This window comes from Parabacteroides sp. HGS0025 (genome assembly GCF_000969845.1).
In the GTDB taxonomy this organism is placed as follows: Bacteria; Bacteroidota; Bacteroidia; order Bacteroidales; family Tannerellaceae; genus Parabacteroides; species Parabacteroides gordonii.
Genome location: NZ_KQ033902.1, coordinates 4,304,785 through 4,330,252, shown reverse-complemented (window position 1 = coordinate 4,330,252; position 25,468 = coordinate 4,304,785). Strand labels below are relative to the sequence as shown.

The following is a 25,468-nucleotide window of genomic DNA, read 5'->3' as shown; positions in this document are numbered from 1 at the left end:
TTATCCATGACTAGTGTGTTTAGTTATAACGAAACAAAGATAACAATCCGGTGAAACATTGCGTACATCTGGTGTCGGTATTTCATAAAGTTCGCGTAATAGCGAACTTTTACTGTTATCTCTTGCGATTATTCCGTACATTTGTTCCTGTCAATCAATAAACACAGTCAGTTATGGAAGCAAAAAATATACCCTACGGGTTGACAGACTTCGCCCGCATTCGTAAAGATAATTATTACTATGTGGATAAGACGCAGTATATCCCCCTGATAGAGCGGGCAGCACCTTACTTCTTCCTGATCCGTCCGCGCCGTTTCGGGAAGTCGTTGCTGATTAATGTGCTTACCTGGTATTATGATATCAACCGGAAAGACCGTTTCGAAGAAGTATTCGGCGGATGCCGCATTGCGGATACCCCGACAGCTGAGCAGGGGAAATACCTGATCCTGAGTTTTAACTTCTCGGATGTGAACCCGATGCCTGATAAGGTGTTCGAATCGTTCGAGCAGCATTGTAGTTTCCGCTTTATGGAGTTTGCCGGCAACTACGAACGTTTCTTTGAACCTGGTTTTCGCGATGAACTGATGGCAAAACCTACGGCCGATGCCAAGTTTTCCTATCTGGTATCGAGGGCTACCCAGTGCGGACTTCCCATCTATCTTTTCATTGATGAATACGACAACTTTGCCAACTCCATCCTGGCACGTGAAGGACACGAACGTTACCATGCACTGACCCACAGCGAAGGCTTCTTCCGCTACTTCTTCAATAAGATCAAGGCGGGAGCGACGGGTGACGGGCCTATCAAACGTATGTTTATCACCGGTGTATCACCCGTCACGATGGATGATGTGACGAGCGGTTTCAATATCGGTGCCAATATGAGTGCCGACTCGCGCTTCAACGGCCTGGTCGGTTTTAGCGAAGAGGAGTTGCGGGAGATGCTGACCTATTACGATTCGCAGGGTATGCTTGCCGATAGTGTGGATGATCTTATCGGGGTGATGAAGCCGTGGTATGATAACTATTGCTTCTCTAAGCGGTCGCTTAAAGAGCCGATGTACAATTCGGATATGGTGCTTTACTTCCTCAATAATTATCTCCCCCACCAGGAAGCACCCGACCAGATGATCGACAATAATATCCGTACCGACTATAACAAGTTGCGCCACTTGATCCGTGTTGATAAGACTTTTGGTGTGAATGCTTCAATTATTCAGGATGTGGTAGCCAATGGAAGTATCATGGCTGAGATAAACTCATCTTTTCCTGCCGAGGCAATTGTGTTACCGGAGAATTTCAAGAGTCTGCTTTACTATTTCGGTCTTCTCTCCATTCGGGAAGTATCTATGGGGCGTACTATCCTGGGAATCCCTAACCTGACTGTCCGTGAGCAACTCTATACCTATCTGATTGAAGCCTATCGCGAAGCTTATATCTTTAACCTCGATTTTCATGAACTGGAAGATCTGGTCTGGAAGATGGCTTACCAAGGCGAATGGGAATCTGTCTTCCGCTACTTTGCCGGCGAACTGGATCGTCAGAGCCGGGTGCGCGAGTTTATCGAAGGGGAAGCGCATGTGAAAGGCTTCCTGCTGGCTTACCTCGGGATGGTGGGCGGTTATATTATTCAGCCGGAATATGAATCGGCCAAAGGGTATGCCGATTTCTATATGATGCCCGACCTGCTCCATCAACCGGACATTGCTTACAGCTATATTGTGGAAGTGAAGTACGCCCACCGTGACGCTACGGAAGCCAATATAGAAGCACTGCGCCGTGAAGCTGCCGTACAACTGCAACGCTATGCCGCCGATCCGCTGGTGGCGCAAACCAAAGGGAATACCTGTCTGGGTCTTATCACCCTGGTCTTTAAAGGGTGGGAACTGGTGGTCTGCGAGAAAGACTAGCCGCTCCTTTCCTCTTACTGTCCGTTCTTTTCTCCCGATAGTGTTCGATACCGTGACGACTGTTCAGTATCGAACACTCTTGTTGTTGTGCTATCTCTTTATTATCAGCATATTACGATTGTGGCACGCCATTTGCATATCCGAAAACAAAACTATAATCTACTTAGGAATGTACAAACAATACCTCACACAAGCCCTGGCCATGCTGAAGGAGAACAAGCTCCTAAGCCTGATCTCCATCCTTGGAACAGCCCTGGCCATCTGTATGATCATGGTAATGGTCATCACTTACCAGATGCGGGTGAAGAACTATTCCCCCGAGGACAACCGCGACCGCACGATGTATGTGCGTTGGGGTGGCCGTACCTTCAACGATAAGAATTACGGAAATGGTTACCTCTCGCTCCGTACCATCAAGGAATGCCTGCTTCCGATGAAAACACCCGAGGCTGTCTCCTTCTTCTCTCCCTGCCGCAGCCAGCTGGCCTCTTTGCCGGGCGGAAAGGAGAAGAAAGACTGCCTGATGCTGTTTACCGACGACGTATTCTGGAAGGTCTTCAACTTCGACTTCATTTCCGGTAGCCCCTATACACATGAGGAAGTGGCTTCGGGTATCAAAAAGGCAGTCATCACCGAGACGATGGCACGCCGCCTGTATGGTACAACCGATGCCGCAGGCAAGACTGTCATGATCAGCTACAAACCCTATACCGTAAGCGGCGTGGTAAAGGACGTCTCCGTCATTGCCCGGACAGCCTATGCCGAGGCCTGGTTGCCATATTCTTCCGTCGACGGGGATATGCTGGGGGATGATACCTGGGCGGAAAGTATCACCGGCTGGTTCCACGCCGTGATCCTGGCCCGTTCGCCTGCCGACTTCGATGCGATCCGTACGGAGATGAACAACCTGCTGGCGGGTTACAACAGCTCGCTGAAGGAGTATAAACTGTCTCTCTATAACCAACCCGATACCCAGCTGGAACTGGTGATAAAAGGAGTGGGTGCCATCGGCCCCGACAAGACGAAAACGATCTTGCAGTATGTGCTTGTGATCGTTATCCTGCTGCTGGTTCCTGCTATCAACCTCTCCGGCATGACTCTCTCGCAAATGCGCAACCGTCTTTCCGAGATCGGTATCCGCAAGGCGTTCGGGGCGACGAAAGGAAGGCTGCTCGTGCAGATCCTCTCGGAGAATATGTTCCTTACCTTGCTGGGGGGAGTGGGCGGACTGTTGCTGTCTTATGTCGCCATCTTCCTGATGCGCACCTGGCTGCTGAGTGGCAGCTTCGGGTCGATCTCTTCCGTGTTCGGGGGGACGCCGCAGCTATCGGTGTCTGAATTGATGAACCCGGTGATCTTCCTGTATGCTTTCCTGTTCTGTCTGGTGCTCAACCTGCTGTCGGCAGGCATACCGGCTTACCGGATGTCGCGGAAGAATGTCATAGATGCGTTGAATGAATACTAATCCTTAAAACACGAAGAAGATGATTAAACATATACTTAAACTGATATGGAACCAGCGGAAGAGCAATAGCTGGTTGTTGGGGGAGTTGCTGCTGGTATTTGTCTGCCTGTGGTATATCGTCGACTACTTCCTGGTCGTCCTTTACACCTTCAATGCCCCGGTAGGCTTCGAGCTCGATCATACCTACAATTTCCAGTTCAACGCCCGTGAAGAAGGAGCGGAAGGGTATCTCACAACAGCCGAACATCCGTCTTCCGTCGGGGAAGATTTGTGGGAGGCTATGGACAGGATCCGTCGTATGCCCGGGGTGGAGGCTGTCTCTTTCTCCCGGTTCGGCACTCCGTATAATACGATGGACAATTATATGGCTTTACGTTCCGATACCACCGGTTCCGAAGCGGTGTCCTGTCGCCTTTATTTCGTATCGCCCGACTATTTCGATGTGTACCGCATCCATCCGGCAGCGGGAAGTAAAGCCGCTTTGAAAGAGGGGATTACCGCCCGTACCGCCGTCATTACGGAAGATGTGGCCGAACGCCTGTTCCCCGGCCAGGATGCCGTCGGGAAGACCGTCTACACCGGCAACGATAACCAGACACTGACGATCGGAGCTGTGAGCCGGACAGGTCGTGGCTCGGAATTCAATAAGGTAAGGCCGCAGGTCTTTCTCTATCAGGGGGAAGCGAATGTGAAAGCATTTGGTGCGAATATGTTACCGTGGGCGGAAGTCTCCGTCCGCGTAAAGCCGGATGCCGACAAGGACTTTGCGGAAACCTTCATGGCACAGAAAAGCGACCAGGTGGAACTGGGTAACCTGTATCTTCAGAATATAACCCCTTTGTCGAATATCAGGGAGGATGCCTTGCGGGAGGGTAAAAGCGATATGAAGACCCGTACGTTCATCCTGTTCTTTCTCCTGCTGAATATCTTCCTGGGGATAGTCGGTACCTTCTGGTTCCGTACCCGTCAGCGGCAGGGGGAGATGGGGCTGCGTATGGCTTTGGGATCTACCCGCAGCCAGTTGCGCATGGCTGTATTGGGTGAAGGGGTGATGCTCCTGACCCTTGTGCTTATCCCGGCTTCGCTGATCTGCCTGAATATCGCGTTGACAGACCTGACAAGCACCGGGCTTCTGGGAAATACGGCAGGACGTTTCATCGCCGGGATCCTTCTTTCCTATCTGCTGATTGTCGGGATGATCATTGCCGGTATCTGGTATCCGGCCAACGAAGCGGCCAGCCTCGAACCGGCGGAAGCTTTACATTATGAATAGTGGTAGTTCACACATATAGATTTAAAAATAGTAAGACCCGGATCTGTAGTGATACACGTCCGGGTCGCCAGTTTTAATCCAGTCTATCTCCTGTCAGAAGTTCATCGAAGCATAAATACCGAAATGCTTGTCGCTGGCTACCGGGCTGATTGTCAGGTTATGCTTTTTAGCGAACGGACGGGTGAAGATATAAGCACTTCCGGCACCCAGTGCGGCTCCGGCAGCCACATCCCACCAGTCGTGCTTCTTGGCATACGTGCGGCTCCATCCTACATAGGTGGCTACGGCATAGGCCGGTATACCCCATTTCCAACCATAACGGCGTTGTATAAAGGCTGCTCCGGTAAAGGAGACGGAGGTGTGCATGGAAGGAAACGAATGATTATCGCTGCCGTCGGGACGTTCTTTCTTGACGATGTACTTCAACGCATAGGTCATACCCAGGGTCGTTACGCCTGCAAATACTCCCTGTTTCAATCCCTGCCAGTCCTGCAAGGCCAGTATGGTTGCCAGGCTGGCGGCCGGTGTTACAAAGGCCAGCACATCGCCGGAGGTACGTACCGCCTTGCGGCTTCCACTGATCTTTACTTCCTGTGCACCTGCGGTAAGGCAGGCGGCAAGGGCCAGAAAGACGATAAGAATGTGTCTGATAGGTTTCATGTTTCTTTTATTACTGATGTTGTTGATAGGAACGGCGTTTACCAGAACTTATTGTTCTCGGCGCTGTATTCAAATCCGGCAACAGACAGTTTATGGACAAGCATATCCTTGTCTACATCCATTTTACGGCAAAGTTCATCAAGGGATGCGTATTTGTCACGCAGTTTCATGTTGACTACGCTGAAAAGCATCATCGGGTCTTCGGGAAGTTTCATTGTTGTGAATAATTAATGATTAATAATGAATAATGAGTTATCGAAATAACTATGTTTGATCCTGTTTTGTTTAGAACGTTCCTAATATCAGAATAAAGCGGCCAGCTTGGGAAAGAAGATGATCCCGCCTACGATGGCGGCTGCGATCGCCATCAGCAGGACGGCTCCGGCGGCCAGGTCTTTGGTGCGTTTGATGGCTTCGCTGTATTCGGGCGACACGAAATCGGCCAGCGCCTCGAGTGCCGAGTTGACTGCTTCGGCTGCCAGCACGGCGCCGATCACGATCACTACGGCGATCCATTCCAGTTGCGAGATATCCAACAGGAAGCCTGCTGCGATCACACAGACGGTGGCAAAGCAATGTATCCAAGCATTATGCTCTTTCGTGACCAGCAAGCGTATGCCGTTGAAAGCATACCGGAAACTACGCAGCCGTTTGCGGAAAGTAAAACCATCATTCTTCATATTCCAATCGGTTGAAGCCACAAAGATAGGTAAATTAATTAAAACCCGTTCATCGGAACCAGTACGGTCGGTATCAGCAGCAGAAATCCGACGATCACCATCACCAGGATAAACTTCCAGGCCCAGCCGAACCATTTGTCGTAAGGGATGCGGCTGACTCCGAGTACAGCGATCAGTACGCCGGAGGTGGGTGTGATCAGGTTCGTAAAGCCGTCGCCGAACTGGAAGGCCATGACCGTTGCCTGCTTGGACAGTCCGATCAGGTCGGAGAAAGGTGCCATGATGGGCATCGTAAGGGCGGCTTTGGCACTCCCCGAAGGGATCACCAGGTTAATCAGTGTCTGGATAATGTACATCATGCCGACGGTAGCTACCTGCCCAAGTCCTTCCATCCCTTTAGCCAGGTTGAACAGGATCGTATCGATGATCTTCCCGTCCTGCAGGATTACGATGATGCCGCCTGCCAGTCCGACAACCAGGGCGGCACTCATAATGTCTTTGCATCCGTCGAGGAAGAGTTTTACCAGTTCGTTCGGCGTGCGGTTGTTGGCTATCCCTGCCGCTATTCCCAGTACGAAGAACAGGGTGGCTATCTCCATGATATACCAGCCGTAGCCCATCACCCCGGTGATCAGGTAGAAGATCGTAAAGAACAACAGGTTCAGTATATACAGGTGAACCGTTTTCTTCAGGGCAACGACCGAGGTCAGGATAAAAGCAACGGTGAGGATCGGCATTAAGGGCAGTCCTTCGATCACGCTGTTCCCGATCCGTAACGTGGTGAGCGGATAGTAAACGGCAAAAATGACCTGTGCCACGGTCAGCAGGGCGAAACTTACCCAGGCAGCTTTCGGGGTATGGTAGGTAACATCCAGTGACGTATTGCTATGCAGGTCGCGCCAGTATTGGTCTTCCTCGTAAACGGGGGAGAGCTTCGGGTTCTTCTTCACTTTGGCAGCATAACGCAGTATCCAGGTGAAGCCGATGATATTGATTACGAACCAGCAGAAGATGCGGTATTCTATCCCCGAGAAAAGCGGAATACCCGCCAGCCCCTGTGCTATTCCGATCGTGAACGGGTTGAGTATCGCCCCGGCAAAGCCCAGTCCGGCGGCAACGAACACCATACAGACCCCGGTGATCGAGTCGTATCCCATCGAGATCGCCATCGGTACCAATACCAGGCAGAAGGCGATCGTCTCTTCACTCATGCCGAACACGGCACCGAATATACTGAACAGCAACATGATGGAGGTGAGCAGGAAATTTTCTACTCCGATCTTCCGTATCAGCGGGTTCGTTTCCATCTTCCGGGCTTTCCGCAGGAAGCTGACGGTACCGATATCGAAAGCCTTGCTGTCGTTTACGATCCAGAATGCACCGCCGATAATCAGGATGAAGACGATGATATCCGCTTTGTCCACGAAGCCTTTGTAGAATGCGGAGAACACTTGCCAGGTCTGCGGAACCCTGTCCACAGTTTCGTATATCACGGTTTTCTGTCCCGCGTCGTTGATACTTTCAATGTACTGTCCGCCGGGGATTACCCAGGTCAGGGCGGCACAAAAGAGGATGATGTAAAATATAATAACGTAAGTGTGGGGTATCTGTCTTTTCTTCATGATTATTCTGTATCTGTTTCTTCTTCAATATCTGTCAGGGGGCCTAGTTCGGGGATGATGGCGCGGGCTTCGCGGTCGCTCAGGGTGTCGACATCTTTCAGTTTCCGTTGGATGGCGCGGGTACGGGTACCCAGCACCTCTTCGATCTGGCCGCTGGCCGTTTGCAGGTTCTTCTGTGCTTTTTCCAGCATGCCGCCCACCTTCTCGAACTCCTTCTTTACGGCACCGAGTATCGTCCATACCTCACCCGAATGCTTTTGTATGGCCAGGGTACGGAAGCCCATTTGCAGGCTGTTCAGTATGGCGGCCAGCGTTGTAGGCCCCGTTACAACCACTTTGTACGTCCGTTGCAGTTCTTCCATCAGGGCGGAGCGGCGTACCACTTCCGCATAGATGCCCTCGAACGGGAGGAACATGATACCGAAATCGGTGGTGGCGGGAGGAGCCAGGTATTTGTCGGAGATATCCTTGGCCATCTTCTTGATGGTCGTTTCCAGTAACTTCCCGGCTGCTTCGATTGCCTGCGGGTCGGCATTGTCGTAGGCATCCAGCAGTTGTTCGTAGACATCCTTCGGGAACTTGGCATCGATCGGGAGGTAGACATATTCGCGTACATCATCGCGTCCGGGCAGCTTGACGGCAAACTCCACGACGGCATCCGACCCTTTGCGGGTATGGACGTTCGCTTCATATTGTTCCGGGGCGAGTATCTGTTCGAGCAGCATGCTCAGCTGTATCTCTCCGATATTCCCACGTGTCTTGACGTTGCTCAATACCCGTTTCAGCCCGCCTACATCCTGTGCCAGTGTTTGCATTTCGCCGAGGCCTTTCTGCACGCTCTCCAGTTGTTCGGTGACCAGGCGGAACGACTGCCCGATCCGGTCGTTCAGTGTCTTTTGTAGTTTCTCGTCGACGGTGACGCGGATATCTTCCAGTCTCTTTTCCGTGTTGGCAACCAGTAGCCGCTGCTGCTCGTCGAGGTTGGCGAACTTTTCCCGTTGCAGGTTGTTGAAAGAAGCGATACCCCGGTCGAAAGCCTCGCGGAACTCGCTCATGGAGCGGGTCAGTTCTTCCCGGTTGTCGCGGGCGACGATACGACCCTCTTCCCGGTTCAGCCTGAAATCTTCGCGGAAGTTTTTCTCGATGCGTTCGAATGAACGTTGCATTTCGTCAAGCAAGCGTTTCAGTTCGTTTTGTGTATCGGAAGTGTCCTTTTTCGGACGGAATAACAGTTGTAAAATGATGATGGCGAGCAGTCCGCCGATAATTAACCAATCCATGTTTTTTTAATTTGCGTCAAAGATAGAAAAACTGTTCTCTCGCTAAGTAATTAAAAAGAGTTAAAAGGAAAAACATTATTCTTTAACTTTTGTTTTAGTCATACAAAGCGACTTATATTTGTGAGCCGCTTGTAACGTAAAACATAAAATACTACAAAGATGGCAAAGATAACATTTAAAGGTAACGCCGTAAATACAAATGGTTCATTACCGGCAGTAGGAGCAGAGGCTCCGGATTTCAAAGGAGTAAAAAGTGACTTGTCTGAATTGTCTCTGAAAGAACTGAAAGGGAAGAATGTTGTGATCAATGTATTCCCCAGTCTGGATACAGCCGTATGTGCCGCATCAGTGAGACGCTTTAATAAAGAAGCTGCTTCTTTACCCAACACTGTGGTTTTAGCCGTATCGAAAGATTTACCTTTTGCACATGGACGCTTCTGTACTACGGAAGGTATCGATAAAGTGATTACACTTTCTGCATTCCGCTGTTCATGTTTTGAAGATAAGTACGGGATGCTGATGGTTGACGGTCCGTTGAAAGGCTTATTGGCCCGTGGCGTGATAGTTGTCGATCAATCAGGAAAGGTCGTTTATGAGGAACTTGTTTCCGAGATCACGAACGAACCGAATTATGAAGCAGCAATCGCTTCATTAAAAAACTAAGTAGATTATTGTTTTTCATTGGTTAAAGTTAAGGGTTAGTGTAGAAGGCTGTCGGATGTGAATCCCGCAGCCTTCGTTTTTTAAACAGTTTGGTAATTCAGATTTTATTCGTATACTTGCAACAAATTAATTCATCTTTATGTGTTCAATAACTTCTAAATCAGGCTTCGCTTACTTTGTGTAACGGAAGATAAGAGCTTTCTTATCTTTTGAGCCTTCGTTTTTTACTTCCGGCAGTCTGTCGGGGATCGACTTTCTATACATATTTTATTTTAATTAAAAGAAGTTATGAATAACTGGAAAAGAGTATTCGCTATTATATGGACTGGTCAGTTCTTCTCTATCCTGACCAGCTCGATCGTTAATTTTGCAATCATCCTATGGCTTAGTTTCGAAACAAAGTCGGCTGAGGTACTGGCTTTTGCCGCTATTGCCGCCATGCTTCCGCAGTCGGTGCTCGGTTTGTTTGCGGGTATCTATATCGACCGTTGGAAGAGGAAGCGGGTTATGATCATGGCGGATAGCTTTATCGCTTTCTGCACCTTGATACTTGCCGTCCTGTTCTACCTGGATGTGGCGAAGATCGGCCATATCTATATCCTGCTGGCATTGCGTTCGGTTGGTTCGGCATTCCACATGCCGGCTATGCAGGCCTCTGTCCCTTTGCTGGCGCCCAAATCGGAGTTGATCCGTATAGCCGGTATCAACCAGATCATCCAATCGGCCTGTAATATTGCCGGGCCGGCATTGGCTGCCCTTTTTATCTCTTTTATGGAGATGACGAATATCTTGTTGCTGGACGTGATCGGGGCGGCATTGGCCTGTACGTCTCTTTTGTTTGTGAAGATACCCGATCCGGACAATACAGAGCGGACGCAGAAGGTTCATTTGCTGAAGGAGGCAAAGGAGGCCTTGACGGAAGTGCGTACACAAAGCGGATTGTCGTGGTTGTTCGTGCTTTCTATCATCGCCACCTTCTTTATTATGCCGGTCAGCGTTTTATTTCCGTTGATGACGTTGGATCATTATTCCGGTAATGCTTTTCAGATCAGTCTGGTGGAAGCAGCTTGGGGAATAGGGGCCTTGCTGGGTGGTGCTTTCCTGGGAATGAAGAAGTTTAAGCTGAATGAGATCTCTTTGATTAATTGGATGTATGTCCTGCTGGGGCTGACCTTCGGCTTGTCCGGTATCTTGCCTGTTTCGGGATATCCTCTGTTCGTCGGACTGACTGCGATCGGCGGTATCTCCGGTTCCCTTTATATGGCTTCCTTTACCACGGTGGTACAGACGCGTATCAATCCGGTCGTGATGGGACGGGTATTTTCTTTCTATATGAGTGTCAGTTTGTTGCCTTCGATGATCGGGTTGCTGAGTACCGGGTTTCTGGCGGATAACATAGGGATAGGGAATACATTTATAATCGGCGGGGCATTGGTCGGTATAATCGGGATAATTTCGTTTTTTGTGCCATCGATAGGAAAACTGAGGGATAGCTTTATGAAATGAACCGGGTATGGCCGCACAGTCTCTCTGTAAGAATGGCGGCCATGCCTTTGAATGTTATAGATTTAATGAATCGTAAAGCCGCCGTCTACCAATAAAGCATGGCCATGCACAAAACTGGAGGCTGGACTACAGAGCCACAACACTGCATTTGCTATCTCTTCAGGTTTGCCTAAACGCCCGGCCGGTATGTCACGGATCAGTTCTTTCTCTAATTGCGGATTTCTACGCATTAACTCTTCTGCCATCGGAGTAAGTATTACACCTGGACAAACGGCATTGATACGGATTCCTTTTGCAGCGTAGTCCATAGCTGCTGTACGTGTCATGCCAATAACACCATGTTTGCAGGAAATGTAGGCGGCTTGTCCGGCAAAAGCCGTTACTCCTCCTTGCGAAGAGGTATTGACAATAGCCCCACCTCCTTGTTTTAGCATCTGCTCGATCTCGAATTTCATACAGTTCCATACCCCTTTGAGGTCGACTGCAACAGTACGGTCAAACTCATCGTCCGTAATTTCCGCCATCGGACGTTGCGGTGTTTGAATGCCTGCATTGTTAAGTGCTGCATCCAGGCGACCGTAAGTCGAGACAATCCAATCGATCATTTCCTTCACAGCCTGAACATCCGATACGTCACATTGATAAGCAACAGCATCATATCCGGCATCAACCAGTTTTTGCGCCTGTTCATCCGGCTTTTGAATATCCGCCATTATAACGGTAGCACCTTCACGGGCAAATGCTTCGGCACAAGCAAGTCCAATCCCCATTCCGGAACCTGTGATCATGACAATTTTTCTTTCCATTGTTTTTCTGTTTAATCTATGTTTAAAGAATCATTTAATTTTACACAGGCAAAGGTAAGGGCTTATATTACTTCGTTTTGTAGATGAATTACGGATGTTATAACCTTGATTACTGGTCAAAGCAGTTATGAAGATAAATGAATACAACAGACAAAAGGGAAAACTATATAAGATAATTATTGAAATTGTTTTCTGTACCTGTTGGGAGAGACTCCTATATTATTTGTGAAAACCCGGACAAAGTGAGGTAAATCATTGAATCCGACCGTGAAACATATTTCGGATACTTGCTTCTGGGAATGTTTCAGAAGTTTGCAGGCTGTATTTAAACGATATTGAGTTACATACTGCGAAAAAGTTATTCCTTTACAACGCTTGAAGTAAGAACAGAAAGCAGAGCGGTTCATACCCACTTCGGCGGCAATATCATCTAACGAGATCGTGTGGACATAGTGAGCCATCACATAGCTACATATTTGCTGCATACGACGTACATTCCGTTCGATGCGCATCGGCCTGCCTGCAAACGTATGGTCGGACGATTTGAAAATGACCGGAAGCAGACGGAACATTTCGCACAATCGTCCCAACTCGTCCAGATCGTTCATCCGTGACAATATCCGGCGGATGGTTCGTGAACTTTCGATGCCGAATTTCAGTGCATCGACGGGGAATGTAATACCTTTCAGATGGTTACGCAGTTCGGGAAATACCTGTATGCACCGTTCCACCAGCGAATGGCTGAAAGCTACCATCAGATAACGGACATGTCCCTCTTCGTCCGCTGAATCCGGCGTATACTCCCAGCGGTGGAGCATGGATGGAGGTATCAATGCCACATCGCCTGCTTCAAAAGGTTGTAATGTGTCGCCTGCCATCCGGTTGCCATACCCGTGGACAACATAATACAACTCCCATGCATCATGTTGATGCAATTTGGCTTCGATATCCGTTTCTACCTGTTGGTCTATAAAGAAAAACGAATGATTTTCCACTTCGGGTAATTCATAAGGAATAGCAGTATCTTCCATAAAAGTATGCTTAAAATGATCCGAATGCAAATATACGGCAAGTATACGAAATAATATCACAAATATGTAACAAGAAAGCCGGATAACTTTGCTGCCGGAAACGATAAGTATAACCAATAAAATGTATTGTTATGGATTTCTATCAAGTATTAGAGAAAAGAAGAACGATCCGGGATTTTTCTGATAAAGAAGTTACGGACGAAGTGTTGAAGAAGGTGTTGTCGGCTGCTTTTAAAGCTCCTACCAATGACCATTTGCGTCAGTTTGAATTTGTTGTGGTGAGAGGACGGGAGAATATTGCCCGACTCGTATCGCCCGTAGCACAAAACACCCAAAATATTCAGCAGACAGGGCTTAACGCTGCTGCCGATGTGATGGACAGAGATGAGCATGCCATGTTTACCGATGCGTTACCTAAGCAGCAACGTATGCTTATGCAGAGCAATTGCCTTGTTCTGCCGTTTTTCCGGCAAAAGGATTATCCTCTGTGTCAGCCTGCCGACCAGAGTTCGCTCAACTATTTCGCTTCGGCGTGGGCTGCCGTTGAAAATATCCTGTTGGCAGCAACGGCAGAAGGGTTGGCATGTGCTTTCCGTATTCCCATCGGCAACGAACCGGAACATGTAAAACAACAGGTCAAAACCCCCGAGGGATATGAGTTTACCTGCTATCTTGCTATCGGTTATCCGGCCGAAAACGCACATATTTGTAAGCAGAAAGAAATTCGGATTGAGGACAGAATCCATGATAATCGCTGGTAATCCGGGAATGAAGCGACACGCCCTGCCGTTTGTTGCAGATAGCAGACGAAACTGAATCCTATATGATATTGAGAGAATGTTATAAGTATTAAAGTATTCCATCCAACTCATTGACAATTTGTCCGTCGAAAAGATTGATGATGTAGTCGGCGTATGTGGCATCGTGTTGCGAGTGTGTCACCATGACGATAGTCGTTCCTTCGGCATTCAACTGGCTGAGCAGTTTCATTATTTCGAGGCTGTTCTTGGAGTCGAGGTTGCCGGTCGGCTCGTCGGCCAAAATCAATTTAGGTTTGCCTACCACGGCGCGGGCGATGGCTACTCGTTGCTGTTGACCTCCGGATAGTTGTTGCGGGTAATGTTTGGCGCGTTGGCTGAGGCGTACTTTGCGCAGGATGTCAAGTACCTGCTGCTTGCGTTCGGCTTTGGGTACGCCAAGGTATTTCAGTTGGAGGTCTATGTTTTCTTCCACCGTCAGCTCGTCGATGAGGTTAAAACTCTGGAAGACGAACCCGATACGTCCTTTGCGGTAACGGGTACGGTCTTTCTCTTTCAAGTGTCCCATTTCTTCCCCATCCAACAGGTAGCTGCCTTCGTCCGGGTTGTCCAGCAGGCCGAGAATATGCAGCAAGGTCGATTTGCCGCATCCGCTTGGACCCATGATGGCGACGAACTCGCCCTTTTTCACTTCCATGCTTACGCCGTTGAGTGCGATGGTTTCTATTTCTTCCGTTCGGAAACTTTTGCTGAGATTCTTTATTTTAATCATGACTTGTTTCGTTTTTTATAATGATGTTACCTGTTATATACTGTTGTTTTTATTCCATCCGGATGCTTTTGATGGGGTTACGGCGGGCAACTTTCAAAGTTTGGCTGATGATTGACACGAAAGCGATAATTATGGTTGCCAAAACAGCCGCGGCTATGAGATGCCACGGGAAGGCGATGCGGTTATAGAATGACTCCAAACTGATTTGAACCGCTTTCAAACTGATGGGCAGGGCGAAGCAAGCGGCAAGCAACGAGAGCGTCATGAACCGTTTGGAAAGTTCCCATACCGCACCGCTTGTTTCGGCTCCCATCACTTTGCACAAGGCAATCCGCTTGCTTTGCTGTTCGGTGTAGCTTATTGACATGGCAAATAGTCCCATGGCAGAGATGAGGATGGAGATGGCCATGAAGCATAGGACGAGCGTCACGATGTTCTTCTCGTGTGTCAAATCTTTGTCTAGATAATCATCTATATAATCGGCTTCCAGGTCTTTCGGCATCCCGATCACCTCTTTGGACACTTCCCGACAGGTATGGCGGATGGCGGCCAAAGCTTCCGATCGGTTACCTTGGGTCCGGACGACTTGGCTGATCACATAGTCTTGCGGGTCCATCACCCCGACTGCTCCGTGCGAATCGGGTGTCGGAGTGCTTAACGGCATGAGTGAACGGTAATCACGGATAACTCCACAGACGTAGTACCGGTAGCCGCCCTCGTCACTGATCTTCCCGAAATGGGGGGTGTCGGCCGAAAGATTGTAACGGCGGCAGGTCTCTTCCGTTACCCAAACCATGCCGGGTAGCGGATCTGACCAGCGTTCTGTCACTTCAAAGCCCAACATCCGGAATGCTGTGCTGTCCACATCCGAGAGGTGGAGCCATGACATTCCCTCTTCGTCCGGCTGGTGTACGCCATCGTGGCCGCTGATGAAAGGCAGTTTCCGTGCCAATGCCACTTCTGCCACTTGGGGCAATGCCTGCAAACGTTTCTGGAGGATGGCTTGTTTGTCGTAGGTCGGTCCTAAATCCCAAGCCCGTACAAAGACCAGATCGGTATTATAGCCGGTCGGCAGGGTAGCAAGGTAGTGTATTTGGACGACCATTGTCAGCCCCAACGCAATGAGGAACGTGCTGATCACGTTCTGCACGATGATGAACAGGCGGCTGAATAGTTGCTTGTTCTGCAAGCGGAAGTTCCCCTTTACAATATCTATCGGGCTGTATTTACGGATGATGAGTGCCGGTAGTAACCCTGATATGCCGGTGATTCCGGCCAACAACAACAGGGCGTAGGCGACCGTTGCGGGAGAAAGCGACATGGCGATTTGAGTAGAGAGCAAGTATTCGAAATAGGGTTTGGCAATGACGGCAATGAAGCATCCGGCGATGAAGCACCCGGTTGTGAAGATTGCCGACTCGGCGAGGTAGCGCAATACGATTTGTTCGGCAGAATCGCCCATCAATCGGCGAGTCGCCATCTCATGTGCCCGCTTGCCGGTTTGCGACACGGTCAGGTTGATGTAGTTGAAGACGGCCGAAAGGAGCAAGATCATCGCGATGGCCAATAAGATTTGGACCTGTTTCCGTGTCCCGTTGCGGAAAGGAGTATTATAGTTCAAGGGTGAAAAGTATATTTCGTCCATGCGTGTGAGTGATGAACCCCATAGAAAGGTGTTCGTGCTGTTGTCTTCTTTCCAATAATCCCAATAACTTTTATAGCTGTCGAGCAGTTTTCGGGTGACGGTGCCGGGTATTGCCCCTTCCGCCAATGTGACGAACGTTTGGGTTGAACCGAAGTTATCCATCCAGACATAAGTCTTTTCCATCAATTTGATAGGGATCAGGAGGTCTACCGGTTTCAACAGTTCTGTCGGATCGAAAGCCGGGAGAATCCCGATAACCCGTAGCGGTGTCTGGTTCAGGTACATGATTGTGCGTCCGATAGGATCTTCATTGCCGAATACTTTGCGGGCGAACGGTTCGGAGATGACGGCCTCGTCTGTTCCGCTTAGCGCCTTGTCGCGGTTGCATCCGATGAGCGGATAGCCCAACATCCGGAAGAAGTTGGAATCGACGGCAAGGCAGTTAGCCTGGTAGTAGTTGTTGTCTATGGTCAAGTCTGTCAACTCGTTGTTGATGAAGCGTGTCCATTCTTTTATTTCCGGAATGGAAGGGAATAATTCCGGGGCGGTACCGACTGTCATACCGATGCCATTGCCGTAGCCAACAGCATACAGTTGGCGGGAGTATGGCTGCCTGTTACCGATATTGAATTCGGTTTTAGCATATAGCATTAAGAGGAGGACGACTCCCAATGCGATGGCCAATCCGAAGAACTGGATGGCCGTGTAGAGCTTGTTGCGGCTGAGAAAAGTGAAGTACGATTTCATCTTTGTTCATTGTTTTGTTTGTTGCAAATGTATAAGGTTACCGGCATTCGGCAATGGATGAAGAGTGCGGTTAGAGCAGTTTGTATGAAAATCATACACCTGTTTGTATGATATTCATACAGCCTTTTTCCGTACCTTTGCCTCTGATAAATGAAGGTAATCTAAACGAATCGGATATGGCGAATTACGGGACGATATTGGTGGTGGATGATAATCCGGCGATTCTTACGGCAGTCAGGATCTGTTTGGCCGGTGAGTTTGACAAAGTATTGACGCTTGTTTCTCCCGACACGCTTCTTACGGTATTGGCACAAGAGGAGGTGGATGTGATTTTGCTCGACATGAACTTCACGCAAGGGGGAAACTCCGGACAAGACGGCTTGCTTTGGCTTCGGGCAATCCATAAGAAGCATCCGGCCATTCCGGTGGTGCTGGTGACGGCATACGCTGATATCAAATTGGCGGTGCGCGGGTTGAAGATGGGAGCGGCAGACTTTGTTACCAAGCCTTGGGACAACCAGGAGTTGATCCGTGTCTTGAAAGATGCGATTGATGCCGGCCGGAAAGTAGTTTCGTTGGAACAAGTCGAGGCGGAACATGTGCATAAGGTCGTGGAGCGTTGCCACGGCAACATCAGCCGGGCTGCCGAACTGTTGGGGATTACCCGGCAGACGTTGTATGCTAAAATGAAAAAACTATGATTCTGATAGTCTCTTTTTTGGTGGTCGTTGTTGTCTTCTTCGGATGGTTCTATCGTCATCAGGTGTTGCTGAGAGACCGGGCGCATCTGATGCGTGAGGCGATTCGCAACGAAGAGTTCACGTTCCGTCTTCCAGTGAAAGGTCTGTTCTTCGGAGAACGGGCGTTGCAGGAAGCCCTTAACGAAACAGGTAAGGATATAGGTGTGCTGCTTGCCCGCAACGAAGTGGAATCGTGGCAGCGGCTGACTCGTGTGCTCACCCATGAAATCATGAATGCCACGACACCGATAGCCAGCATCAGCCAGGCCTATTTGGATAACCCAGCGATTGCGGGGACGGTTTACGAGGAGGGAGTCCGTGCCATTCATGACACCAGCCGGGGGCTTGCCTTGTTTGTGGACAGTTACCGGAAACTGGCAGAGTTGCAGGAGCCGGTTCTTGTGGAGATTCCATTGGCTGCTTTCGTGGAAAGAATTCGGACGCTTTATCCGGATTTGGAGTGGCATATTTCCATCCCTTTGTCTGCCACGATGTTTACGGATGAGAATATGTTGCGTCAGGTGTTGATCAATCTGGTCAAGAATGCCTGCGAAGCCGGGGCGACGGCTATGGATGTGCGTTGGAATAAGGAGTTGTGGATCAGCAACAACGGTGCACCTATTCCGGCAGATGTCGAGCGGGAGATTTTTGTTCCGTTCTTTACAACCAAAAAGAATGGTTCGGGTATCGGCTTGTCACTTTCCCGGCAGATGATGGTTCGGCAAGGCCGGGACCTTTGTTTGGCTGAACGGCCTGTGCCCGGTTTCCAGGTGACGTTTATTGTGTCTTAGTTTGAAAAATCGAAGTGTTGTTGTTAACATGGACGGCAATAGAAGATAAAAATATAGGATAAACTATTGTATATCTCCTTATATTTTATACCTTTAGTCCTGACTTAGTAATATCATCCTGTACACCCTGGCTGATTATCCTGTACACCCTGGTCGGCCAGCCTGTACACCTTATTCGATTATCCTGTACAGCCTGGTTTTACTAACTAGTAGTCAATGATATAAAAGGTAGTAACCTTTGAAATAACTAGTAGTAATATTAAATCTAACAGAAAGGGAACCGCATGGCTGTAAGGTACAAACTCACAAAAATCAATGATAATATTACCGGCAAAGAGCAGGTAAAGTATTCGGTTACCACCGTAAGTTATGGTAATGTAAACCTCGATATGCTGGCAGAACAAATGGCCGATGCCAGCACCTTCACGTATGGGGATGTTAAAGGGATGATCGAAAATCTGACTCTTTTGATATCGGAAGCCTTGAAAGAAGGCAATACGGTGACGATCGACGGTCTGGGCACCTTCTCAGTAACCGCCCAGCCGAACCGCGATGTGGAAGAACCGTCTAAAATCCGCGCTGAATCCATCAAACTGAAAGGGATAGGCTTCAAACCCAGTCCGAAGCTGAAAGATCGGCTGAGCGATATTGAGTTTACGAGGCTGAAATAAGGTTGTACATAAAGTTTCAGGAAAGTATTTGCCATTTGCAATATTGTCCTGCAATATATTGTATAATAGAAATTTAAACCATTGCAAATACCTTTTTTATTTGCAATGGCGTTTGCCATTTGTCATATCATAAGAGGGATAAAAATAAAATATACTATGTACATTACACAAACAAAGAATGGGGGTAAAACTTTTAAAAATATGGCGTTGCACGTTGTTTTATGCGGTATGCGTAGCGGCGAGTACCGGAAGGTGGTGAATGAATACAGGGAGCTCCTGGCTTGTTCGATGCCTGGTGATAAAAGCATACATGCAACGAATCTTCCGGCGTTGTGTTTTTCCGCATTATTCGGGAAAAGAGATAAAAAGGTCGAGTTCCGGTCGTATAACGGACTGGTTCTGGTGGAGGTCGGAAATCTGGCGAATAAGGAAGAGGTGGCTAGAATAAGAGAATTGGCATCGCAAGCCCCTCAAACACTGGCTGCTTTTACCGGTTCCAGCGGAAAAAGTGTAAAAATATTGGTACCGTTTGTTTTGCCTGACAGAACATTGCCACGGGACAGGGAGCAGGCGGAATTGTTTCATGCGGTAGCCTACCGGCGCGCTGTTGCTTATTATCAGGCTCAGCTGCAATGCAATATAGAGATAAAGACTCCCTCTTTGGAGCGGGGATGCCGCCATTCCTTCGATCCTGATTTATACTATAATTTTTCGGCTGTTGCGTTGGTTCAGGAGCAACCGACACAGATGCCGGACGAACCGACATACCGGGAAATCATATCGAAAGAAGAATACCCACTTTTACGTATGATGCCCGGGTTCGACCGTAGCCGTATTATTTCCCGTTTTTATAATGCTTGTATGCTGGATGCATTGGAGAAAACGGGAGGTTTGGATGACGGAAAAGAGGTCAGGCCTTTCCTGACAAAGCTGGCTGAAAATTGTTTCCAGTCCGGAATACCGGAGGAGGATGCGGTTCGCTGGACAAGGATATACCAGCATCTGGAACTGTTTGAAGAGGAGATCCGGGAGACCATTCATACGGTGTACCAGCTTTCGAAGAATTTTGGAAAGAAACCGGTGATGCCTTCCGAACAATTATTGTCTGTAAAGACGGATGAGTTTATGAAACGGCGTTATGAGTTCAGGCGGAATATGCTGGCCGGCGAAGTGGAGTTTCGGGCAAGAGGTTCATATTATATCCGTTTTGCCCCTGTGACGGAGACGGTTCTGAACAGTATCGGACTGAATGCACAGGCTGAAGGGTTGGCACTTTGGGATCGTGATGTGAAGCGGTATGTGTATTCCGACAGGGTACCGGTTTTCTATCCGTTGGAAGATTATCTGGAAAATTTGCCGGCATGGGACGGGAAAGACCATATCCGTACGTTGGCCGATACGTTGCCAACAGATAATACTGACTGGCGCGATTTGTTTTATATCTGGTTCCTGAGCATGGTCGCTCATTGGTACCGGCGGGATCATTTGCATGCCAATAGTTCGTTGCCTTTGCTGGTCGGCCCTCAGGGATGCGGCAAATCGACCTGGTGCCGGAATCTGCTGCCCCCTTCGCTACGTATGTATTATACGGATAGTATCGATTTCAGCAATAAACGGGATGCGGAGTTGTTGCTTACCCGTTTTGCATTGATCAATATCGATGAGTTCGATTCGGTAAGTGCCGCGTATCAGAGTTTTTTGAAGAATGTTCTTCAAAAGCCGGTGGTTAATGCCCGCCAACCTTATAAACGGAGCATTCAGGCGTTGCACCGGTATGCTTCTTTCATTGCCACTTGTAATAATTATGACTTGCTGACCGATCCGACCGGTAGCCGCCGTTTTATATGTATCGGGATAGCCGGGACAGCAGATAATTCTGTATCGGTTAATTATGAACAGCTTTATGCGCAGGCAGTATCGGCTTTAAAGGCAGGCGAACGCTATTGGTTTACGTCCGAAGAAGAATCTTCTACCACTCGTAACAATGATGTGTTCCAGCAGATACCGATAGAGGAACAATTGTTCCTGCAAAATTTCCGTGCACCGTTGCCGGGCGAGGAATACGAGGAACTTTTTGCTCTCGAAATACTTCAATATCTGCAAGATAAAAGTGGTATAAGGTTGGGAACTAAACGGTTGACATACTTCGGACGCTTGCTTCAAAAGAATAAGATCCCGTCGCGCCGTACGATGAGAGGTACGTGTTATTTGGTTGTCAGGAATAAATGATGCATGGCAAATGGCAAACGGCATTGCAAATGAAAACAGTGTTTGCAATGCTGTAATTGTCTGTTGTGTATGTGTTTATGTTGTAATATTGCAAATGGCAAATAAATTAGTAAAAACATTTGTGTAAGATGGAAAAGGAGCAGGACTTTATAGCGCATGTCCGGATAGAAGATAATGCTTTTCAGATACAGACGGTGAAGGAACATGCTGTCGGTACAGCCGGTTTAAGCGAATCGTTCGCATCTGTTTTCGGGGCTGCGGCCTGGGGAAAGCAGAATGGTTGGTGGCATGATATGGGGAAATATACGAAGGGCAGTTTTCAACCTTATATCCGTAGTGCATCTGGTATGACAGTGGAACAAAAAGCGGTGAATAAACCCGATCATTCCTCAGCCGGAGCTATTCTGGCAAAAGAGAAATTACCGGGTTATTATCCCCCATTGGCTTATTGTATAGCTGGGCATCATTCGGGATTGCTGGACTGGACTTCTTCCGGGGAGGCTAATTTGAATAAACGTCTGTCTAAAACAGACTGTTACCAGGAAATGTTGAAAGATGCGCCGGAAGAGATGCAGGAAGCGGTCTTTTCGCTGAACGCGCCTATGATTGATGATTTTCAGAAAGAAATGCACCAGTGGATTCGCATGTTGTTTTCATGTCTGGTAGATGCCGACTATCTGGATACGGAGCGGTTTATGCAGCCGGAGCAGGCTGTTCGTCGCGGGCAATATGATTCTATGGAAACGTTGAAAGAACGGTTCGATACACATATGGAATCGCTCACGGCCGGTGCTCCTGCCTCTTTCATCAATGAGAAGCGCGCTGCTATCTTATCTCGTTGCCGTGAGATGGCGGAAAAGTTTCCCGGTTTTTTCAGCCTGACAGTGCCTACGGGCGGAGGAAAGACATTGGCTTCGATGGCCTGGGCGCTCATCCATGCTGTTCGTTATAAAAAAGATAGGATTATCATTGTCATTCCTTATACGAGTATTATTGTACAGACGGCTGCCGTGCTCCGGGATATTTTCGGTGCGGAGAATGTGGTGGAGCATCATAGTAATTTGCAGCCGGATAGTAATGACGAACGGTCTCCTTCCCAGTTGGCAACGGAAAACTGGGATGCTCCGATTATTGTGACGACAAATGTACAGTTCTTTGAGTCGCTGTATGCTTGCCGGACTTCGCGGTGCCGGAAGTTACATAATATCTGTAACTCGGTTGTTATTCTGGATGAGGCGCAAATGTTGCCCGTTGAATTTTTGCAGCCGATATTGGATATCTTGCAGAGCCTGCAATCGTCTTTTAAAACCAGTATTTTGTTTACCACAGCGACATTACCCGTTTTTGCCGGTCGTATCGGAACGGGGCAGAAGGCTTTTAGCGGATTGAAGAGTCCCGTGACAGAAATTACTTCCGTGCATGATAATTTATTTGAGGCTTTTAAACGGGCAGAATTGCATTGGCCGGAACCGACCACGACTTTCGATGACCTTGCCGACGAACTGTCCGGATATGATTGTGTGTTATGTATTGTAAATACCCGTAAGGAGGCGCGGGAGCTTTATCAGCGCATGCCTGAAGGTACTTTGCATCTGTCGCGTATGATGTGTTCTGCACATATCATGGAAGTGATAAAATTGATTAAGCAGAAATTGAAGGACAATGAACCTGTCCGTGTGATAAGTACGCAGTTGGTTGAAGCCGGGGTAGATATTGATTTCCCTGTAGTGTACCGTGCATTTGCCGGTCTAGATTCAATCATACAGGCTGCTGGAAGATGTAATCGGGAAGGTAAGTTAAACAAGAAGGGTGAGTTGGGACAGGTCTTTGTCTTCAAACTGGAGAATAGTACTTTACGTGGTTTGATGGGAAAGGGGGCGGTTGCTTTACGGGAGATGTTGTCTATTTCCGATGGGAGTGACTTGTTTTCCCCGGATTGCATGGCTCAATATTTCCGGTTATTCTATAGCAATTGTAACACCTTTGATAAGGCAGAGATCAAAGACTCTTTATATAAAGGTGCCGGAGAAATGAATTTCCTTTTTGCTACGGCGGCCGATCAATTCCGGTTGATAGACGATAAAGACTCGGTATCCATCTTAGTTGGCTATGGTGATGGCGCAACCTTACTGAAGGAACTGAAGCGGATTGGCCCGGAATTCTGGTTATTGCGTAAGCTGCAACAGTATAGCGTATCTATCAGAAAATGGGATTTCGAACAGTTCCGTAAACAGGGAACTGTGGGAGAGTATGCCGGGATTTTTATATTGGAGGATGGAAGGTGTTATGATGAACGGGCTGGGTTGGTTTTGGATGGCGCTTGGGTGGAGGAGTTGCTGTTGGTGTGATAGGGATTGCAATTAGAGTTGATTGTTATAAGTATGTGGGTTGAAACAGCAAATAGTAGGACAAAAAACGAAACAATATAGTTGTATCTTGTGAGGGTACAACTAATAATGAATTTGTATCGAGTCTTTTCTTCTGTATTTCAACCCACGTTCTCTAGTGGGATACGATTTCGTAGTCCCGAGGGTTAAACTCCAAATAAACCATGTTTCAATCCACGTGCCTCTGTAAGGTACGACAAAACAATCATGTTGTTTCTACAGACTATGAGCTGTTTCACCCCACGTACCTCTGTAAGGTACAACTTCCAGTCGATTTGCGGGTACTCGTCTTCTTTCTGTTTCAACCCACGTACCTCTGTAAGGTACGACTGCATTACAAATAACACAAACATTTACAGTCTGTTATCAATGCCTTTATGCGATAATAAACTTTTGGGATTCTTTATTGATGTAATAGAGCTAATAGATATGTTCAATAGATTAATAATCAATGAATGCGAAACCCCCGGCTTTTAGGGTAATACTTAATGTTCGCGAACAGTTATATTATAAGTTCGTTTTCTACATTATAGGATGTGACGACACCTATGTATTCAACCCTTTTAGAATAATTGTTTCCCAGGAAATAGAAACGGATACTATCTTTTTTGTGATCTATGATATCCGATAGCTTTAATCTTAACTCGGTAAATTGAGCAGGCGAGACAGAGCATTCAAAAACGGAATTCTGGACGCGTTGGCCATAATTCAGGCATTGACGTGCTACCTGACGTAACCTGCGCTGTCCGTCGGAAGTCATCGTTTCTACGTCATATGTAACTAGAACATACATAAAATTACTTCATTAAAAAGACCGGATAATTATCTAAATCGTTTCTCAAAAAACGAGCTAAAAGCATCGCCTGAATATATGGGGTAAGTCCTATTGGTACGGATTCATTTAAGTAAGGGTGGATTATTGTCTCTTTTTTTCTCTTCTGCCAGGCGAGTAACACTTCCTTTCTGATATCTTCATCCATAACGATCCCGTTATCTCCGTGCTCAACAAAACCTTTACCGGATATCTGTTTACGATTGATTAAAGACAATACCAACCTGTCTGCCAGGTAGGCTCGTAACTCTTCCATCATATCTAACGCTAAACTAGCTCTTCCCGGGCGATCGGTATGTAAAAAGCCTACGTACGGATCGAGCCCTACTGTTTCCAATGCAGATTGTACCTCATGATTTAGCAAGGTATAAACAAATGACAACAGGGCATTTACTTTGTCTTTGGGCGGTCTTCTGTTCCTTCCGTTAAAAGGAAAATCCTCACATTGTGATATGATCATCTGGTTAAATACAGAGAAATAAGTTGTAGCGGCTTCTCCCTCTATACCTCTTAATGTATCGGAAGACTCAGCAGCTAAAGCCTGATTCTTTGATCTCTTTAATTTTTCAGATACGGATAAAAACAAGGATAGCTGTTCGTCGGAAGAAATATGGTCTCTTTTGAAACGGTCGATAACCGTCCGGGAATTTGCTATCTTTCCGGCAATAAACAGACGGCTGATCTCCAGCGATTTATTTGCATCGTCGGCAATCCTGTATTGTGTTCTTCGCAAAAGGACATTTCCTTTTGTCGGGCCAGAGACTCTACCCTGAAACTGTCCGTTGGCACTTAAAAAACATAACCCTACGTTTCTTTCGGCACACATCTTCATTAATGCCGGAGAAGCACCCATATATCCGAATGTGACAATACCTTCTATATTCAAAACCGGAATTCTGAATATATCTTTTTCCTTAACCCTGATTACTACGTTTTCTCCATCTTTAGTTAAATAGGCTTCAGGAGTAGTTACATATAATGTGTTCAATAATTTTCTCAT

Annotated in this window: 22 protein-coding genes; 11 read left to right on the top strand and 11 right to left on the bottom strand. The window is 47.8% G+C overall.

The genetic code is table 11. The features are described from left to right. Nucleotides 1–173: 173 nt before the first annotated feature. The 3 genes from HMPREF1212_RS16780 (at nt 174) to HMPREF1212_RS16770 (ending at nt 4,648) form a co-directional block, all read left to right on the top strand. Nucleotides 174–1,910 (top strand): ATP-binding protein, encoded by a 1,737-nt coding sequence (locus tag HMPREF1212_RS16780; RefSeq protein WP_046150109.1) that lies wholly within the window; start codon nt 174–176, stop codon nt 1,908–1,910. A gap of 169 nt (nt 1,911–2,079) precedes the next feature. Then, nucleotides 2,080–3,375: an ABC transporter permease gene (locus tag HMPREF1212_RS16775; RefSeq protein WP_046150108.1), complete on the top strand. Its 1,296-nt coding sequence runs from the start codon at nt 2,080–2,082 to the stop codon at nt 3,373–3,375. Nucleotides 3,376–3,394: 19 nt separating this feature from the next. Then, entirely contained in the window at nt 3,395–4,648 is a 1,254-nt protein-coding gene (locus HMPREF1212_RS16770) for an ABC transporter permease (protein ID WP_046150107.1), read from the top strand. 93 nt (nt 4,649–4,741) lie between these two features. Here HMPREF1212_RS16770 and HMPREF1212_RS16765 read toward each other — a convergent pair whose 3' ends face one another. The 5 genes from HMPREF1212_RS16765 to HMPREF1212_RS16745 all read right to left on the bottom strand — a co-directional run bounded on the left by HMPREF1212_RS16765 (nt 4,742) and on the right by HMPREF1212_RS16745 (nt 8,890). Beyond that, on the bottom strand, nt 4,742–5,308 hold the full coding sequence (locus tag HMPREF1212_RS16765) for a phosphatase PAP2 family protein (RefSeq protein ID WP_087880902.1): 567 nt from the start codon (nt 5,306–5,308) through the stop codon (nt 4,742–4,744). Between the two features lie 38 nt (nt 5,309–5,346). Next, nucleotides 5,347–5,523 carry a DUF4250 domain-containing protein gene (locus HMPREF1212_RS16760; RefSeq protein ID WP_028727871.1) on the bottom strand — a complete coding sequence of 59 codons (177 nt, stop codon included), beginning with the start codon at nt 5,521–5,523 and terminating at the stop codon, nt 5,347–5,349. A gap of 87 nt (nt 5,524–5,610) precedes the next feature. Next, entirely contained in the window at nt 5,611–5,988 is a 378-nt protein-coding gene (locus HMPREF1212_RS16755; protein WP_046150106.1) for a diacylglycerol kinase family protein, read from the bottom strand. 38 nt (nt 5,989–6,026) lie between these two features. Then, complete coding sequence (locus tag HMPREF1212_RS16750) at nt 6,027–7,610, bottom strand: YfcC family protein (protein ID WP_046150105.1); 1,584 nt, start codon at nt 7,608–7,610, stop codon at nt 6,027–6,029. A 2-nt stretch (nt 7,611–7,612) separates the two neighbouring features. Further along, nucleotides 7,613–8,890: a DNA recombination protein RmuC gene (locus HMPREF1212_RS16745; protein WP_046150104.1), complete on the bottom strand. Its 1,278-nt coding sequence runs from the start codon at nt 8,888–8,890 to the stop codon at nt 7,613–7,615. 159 nt (nt 8,891–9,049) lie between these two features. Here HMPREF1212_RS16745 and tpx point away from each other — a divergent pair, with 159 nt between their 5' ends. Together tpx and HMPREF1212_RS16735 are read left to right on the top strand one after the other, a co-directional pair. Next, on the top strand, nt 9,050–9,553 hold the full coding sequence (gene tpx / locus HMPREF1212_RS16740; protein ID WP_028727867.1) for a thiol peroxidase: 504 nt from the start codon (nt 9,050–9,052) through the stop codon (nt 9,551–9,553). A gap of 288 nt (nt 9,554–9,841) precedes the next feature. Further along, nucleotides 9,842–11,059, top strand: coding sequence for an MFS transporter (locus tag HMPREF1212_RS16735; protein WP_046150103.1), 1,218 nt, complete (start codon nt 9,842–9,844; stop codon nt 11,057–11,059). A gap of 62 nt (nt 11,060–11,121) precedes the next feature. On the opposite strand, the gene HMPREF1212_RS16730 is transcribed toward HMPREF1212_RS16735, so the two are convergent. Both HMPREF1212_RS16730 and HMPREF1212_RS16725 read right to left on the bottom strand, forming a co-directional pair. After that, the gene (locus tag HMPREF1212_RS16730) at nt 11,122–11,865 is read right to left on the bottom strand and encodes an SDR family NAD(P)-dependent oxidoreductase (RefSeq protein WP_046150102.1); all 744 of its coding nucleotides are present in this window, start codon (nt 11,863–11,865) and stop codon (nt 11,122–11,124) included. A gap of 176 nt (nt 11,866–12,041) precedes the next feature. Further along, on the bottom strand, nt 12,042–12,896 hold the full coding sequence (locus HMPREF1212_RS16725) for a helix-turn-helix transcriptional regulator (RefSeq protein WP_046150453.1): 855 nt from the start codon (nt 12,894–12,896) through the stop codon (nt 12,042–12,044). Between the two features lie 131 nt (nt 12,897–13,027). Between HMPREF1212_RS16725 and HMPREF1212_RS16720 the strand changes: the two genes are divergently transcribed. Then, nucleotides 13,028–13,657 carry a nitroreductase family protein gene (locus HMPREF1212_RS16720; protein ID WP_007653613.1) on the top strand — a complete coding sequence of 210 codons (630 nt, stop codon included), beginning with the start codon at nt 13,028–13,030 and terminating at the stop codon, nt 13,655–13,657. 88 nt (nt 13,658–13,745) lie between these two features. On the opposite strand, the gene HMPREF1212_RS16715 is transcribed toward HMPREF1212_RS16720, so the two are convergent. Both HMPREF1212_RS16715 and HMPREF1212_RS16710 read right to left on the bottom strand, forming a co-directional pair. Beyond that, entirely contained in the window at nt 13,746–14,426 is a 681-nt protein-coding gene (locus HMPREF1212_RS16715) for an ABC transporter ATP-binding protein (protein ID WP_007653611.1), read from the bottom strand. Nucleotides 14,427–14,475: 49 nt separating this feature from the next. Beyond that, a complete protein-coding gene (locus tag HMPREF1212_RS16710; RefSeq protein WP_046150101.1) occupies nt 14,476–16,818 on the bottom strand; it encodes an ABC transporter permease in 2,343 nt (780 codons plus the stop codon). Nucleotides 16,819–16,994: 176 nt separating this feature from the next. Here HMPREF1212_RS16710 and HMPREF1212_RS16705 point away from each other — a divergent pair, with 176 nt between their 5' ends. The 5 genes from HMPREF1212_RS16705 to HMPREF1212_RS16685 all read left to right on the top strand — a co-directional run bounded on the left by HMPREF1212_RS16705 (nt 16,995) and on the right by HMPREF1212_RS16685 (nt 23,597). After that, complete coding sequence (locus HMPREF1212_RS16705; RefSeq protein WP_046150452.1) at nt 16,995–17,519, top strand: response regulator; 525 nt, start codon at nt 16,995–16,997, stop codon at nt 17,517–17,519. Continuing rightward, a complete protein-coding gene (locus tag HMPREF1212_RS16700) occupies nt 17,516–18,349 on the top strand; it encodes a sensor histidine kinase (protein WP_046150100.1) in 834 nt (277 codons plus the stop codon). Before HMPREF1212_RS16705 ends, HMPREF1212_RS16700 begins: the two co-directional genes overlap by 4 nt. A 284-nt stretch (nt 18,350–18,633) precedes the next feature. Further along, nucleotides 18,634–19,020: an HU family DNA-binding protein gene (locus tag HMPREF1212_RS16695; RefSeq protein ID WP_010800245.1), complete on the top strand. Its 387-nt coding sequence runs from the start codon at nt 18,634–18,636 to the stop codon at nt 19,018–19,020. 201 nt (nt 19,021–19,221) lie between these two features. Continuing rightward, the gene (locus HMPREF1212_RS16690) at nt 19,222–21,249 is read left to right on the top strand and encodes a BT4734/BF3469 family protein (protein ID WP_232430118.1); all 2,028 of its coding nucleotides are present in this window, start codon (nt 19,222–19,224) and stop codon (nt 21,247–21,249) included. 128 nt (nt 21,250–21,377) lie between these two features. Continuing rightward, nucleotides 21,378–23,597 carry a CRISPR-associated helicase/endonuclease Cas3 gene (locus tag HMPREF1212_RS16685; protein ID WP_046150099.1) on the top strand — a complete coding sequence of 740 codons (2,220 nt, stop codon included), beginning with the start codon at nt 21,378–21,380 and terminating at the stop codon, nt 23,595–23,597. Between the two features lie 541 nt (nt 23,598–24,138). Here HMPREF1212_RS16685 and cas2 read toward each other — a convergent pair. Further along, the gene (cas2, locus tag HMPREF1212_RS26750) at nt 24,139–24,429 is read right to left on the bottom strand and encodes a CRISPR-associated endonuclease Cas2 (RefSeq protein ID WP_082099904.1); all 291 of its coding nucleotides are present in this window, start codon (nt 24,427–24,429) and stop codon (nt 24,139–24,141) included. Between the two features lie 4 nt (nt 24,430–24,433). Continuing rightward, nucleotides 24,434–25,468 (bottom strand): type I-C CRISPR-associated endonuclease Cas1c, encoded by a 1,035-nt coding sequence (cas1c, locus tag HMPREF1212_RS16670; RefSeq protein WP_046150097.1) that lies wholly within the window; start codon nt 25,466–25,468, stop codon nt 24,434–24,436.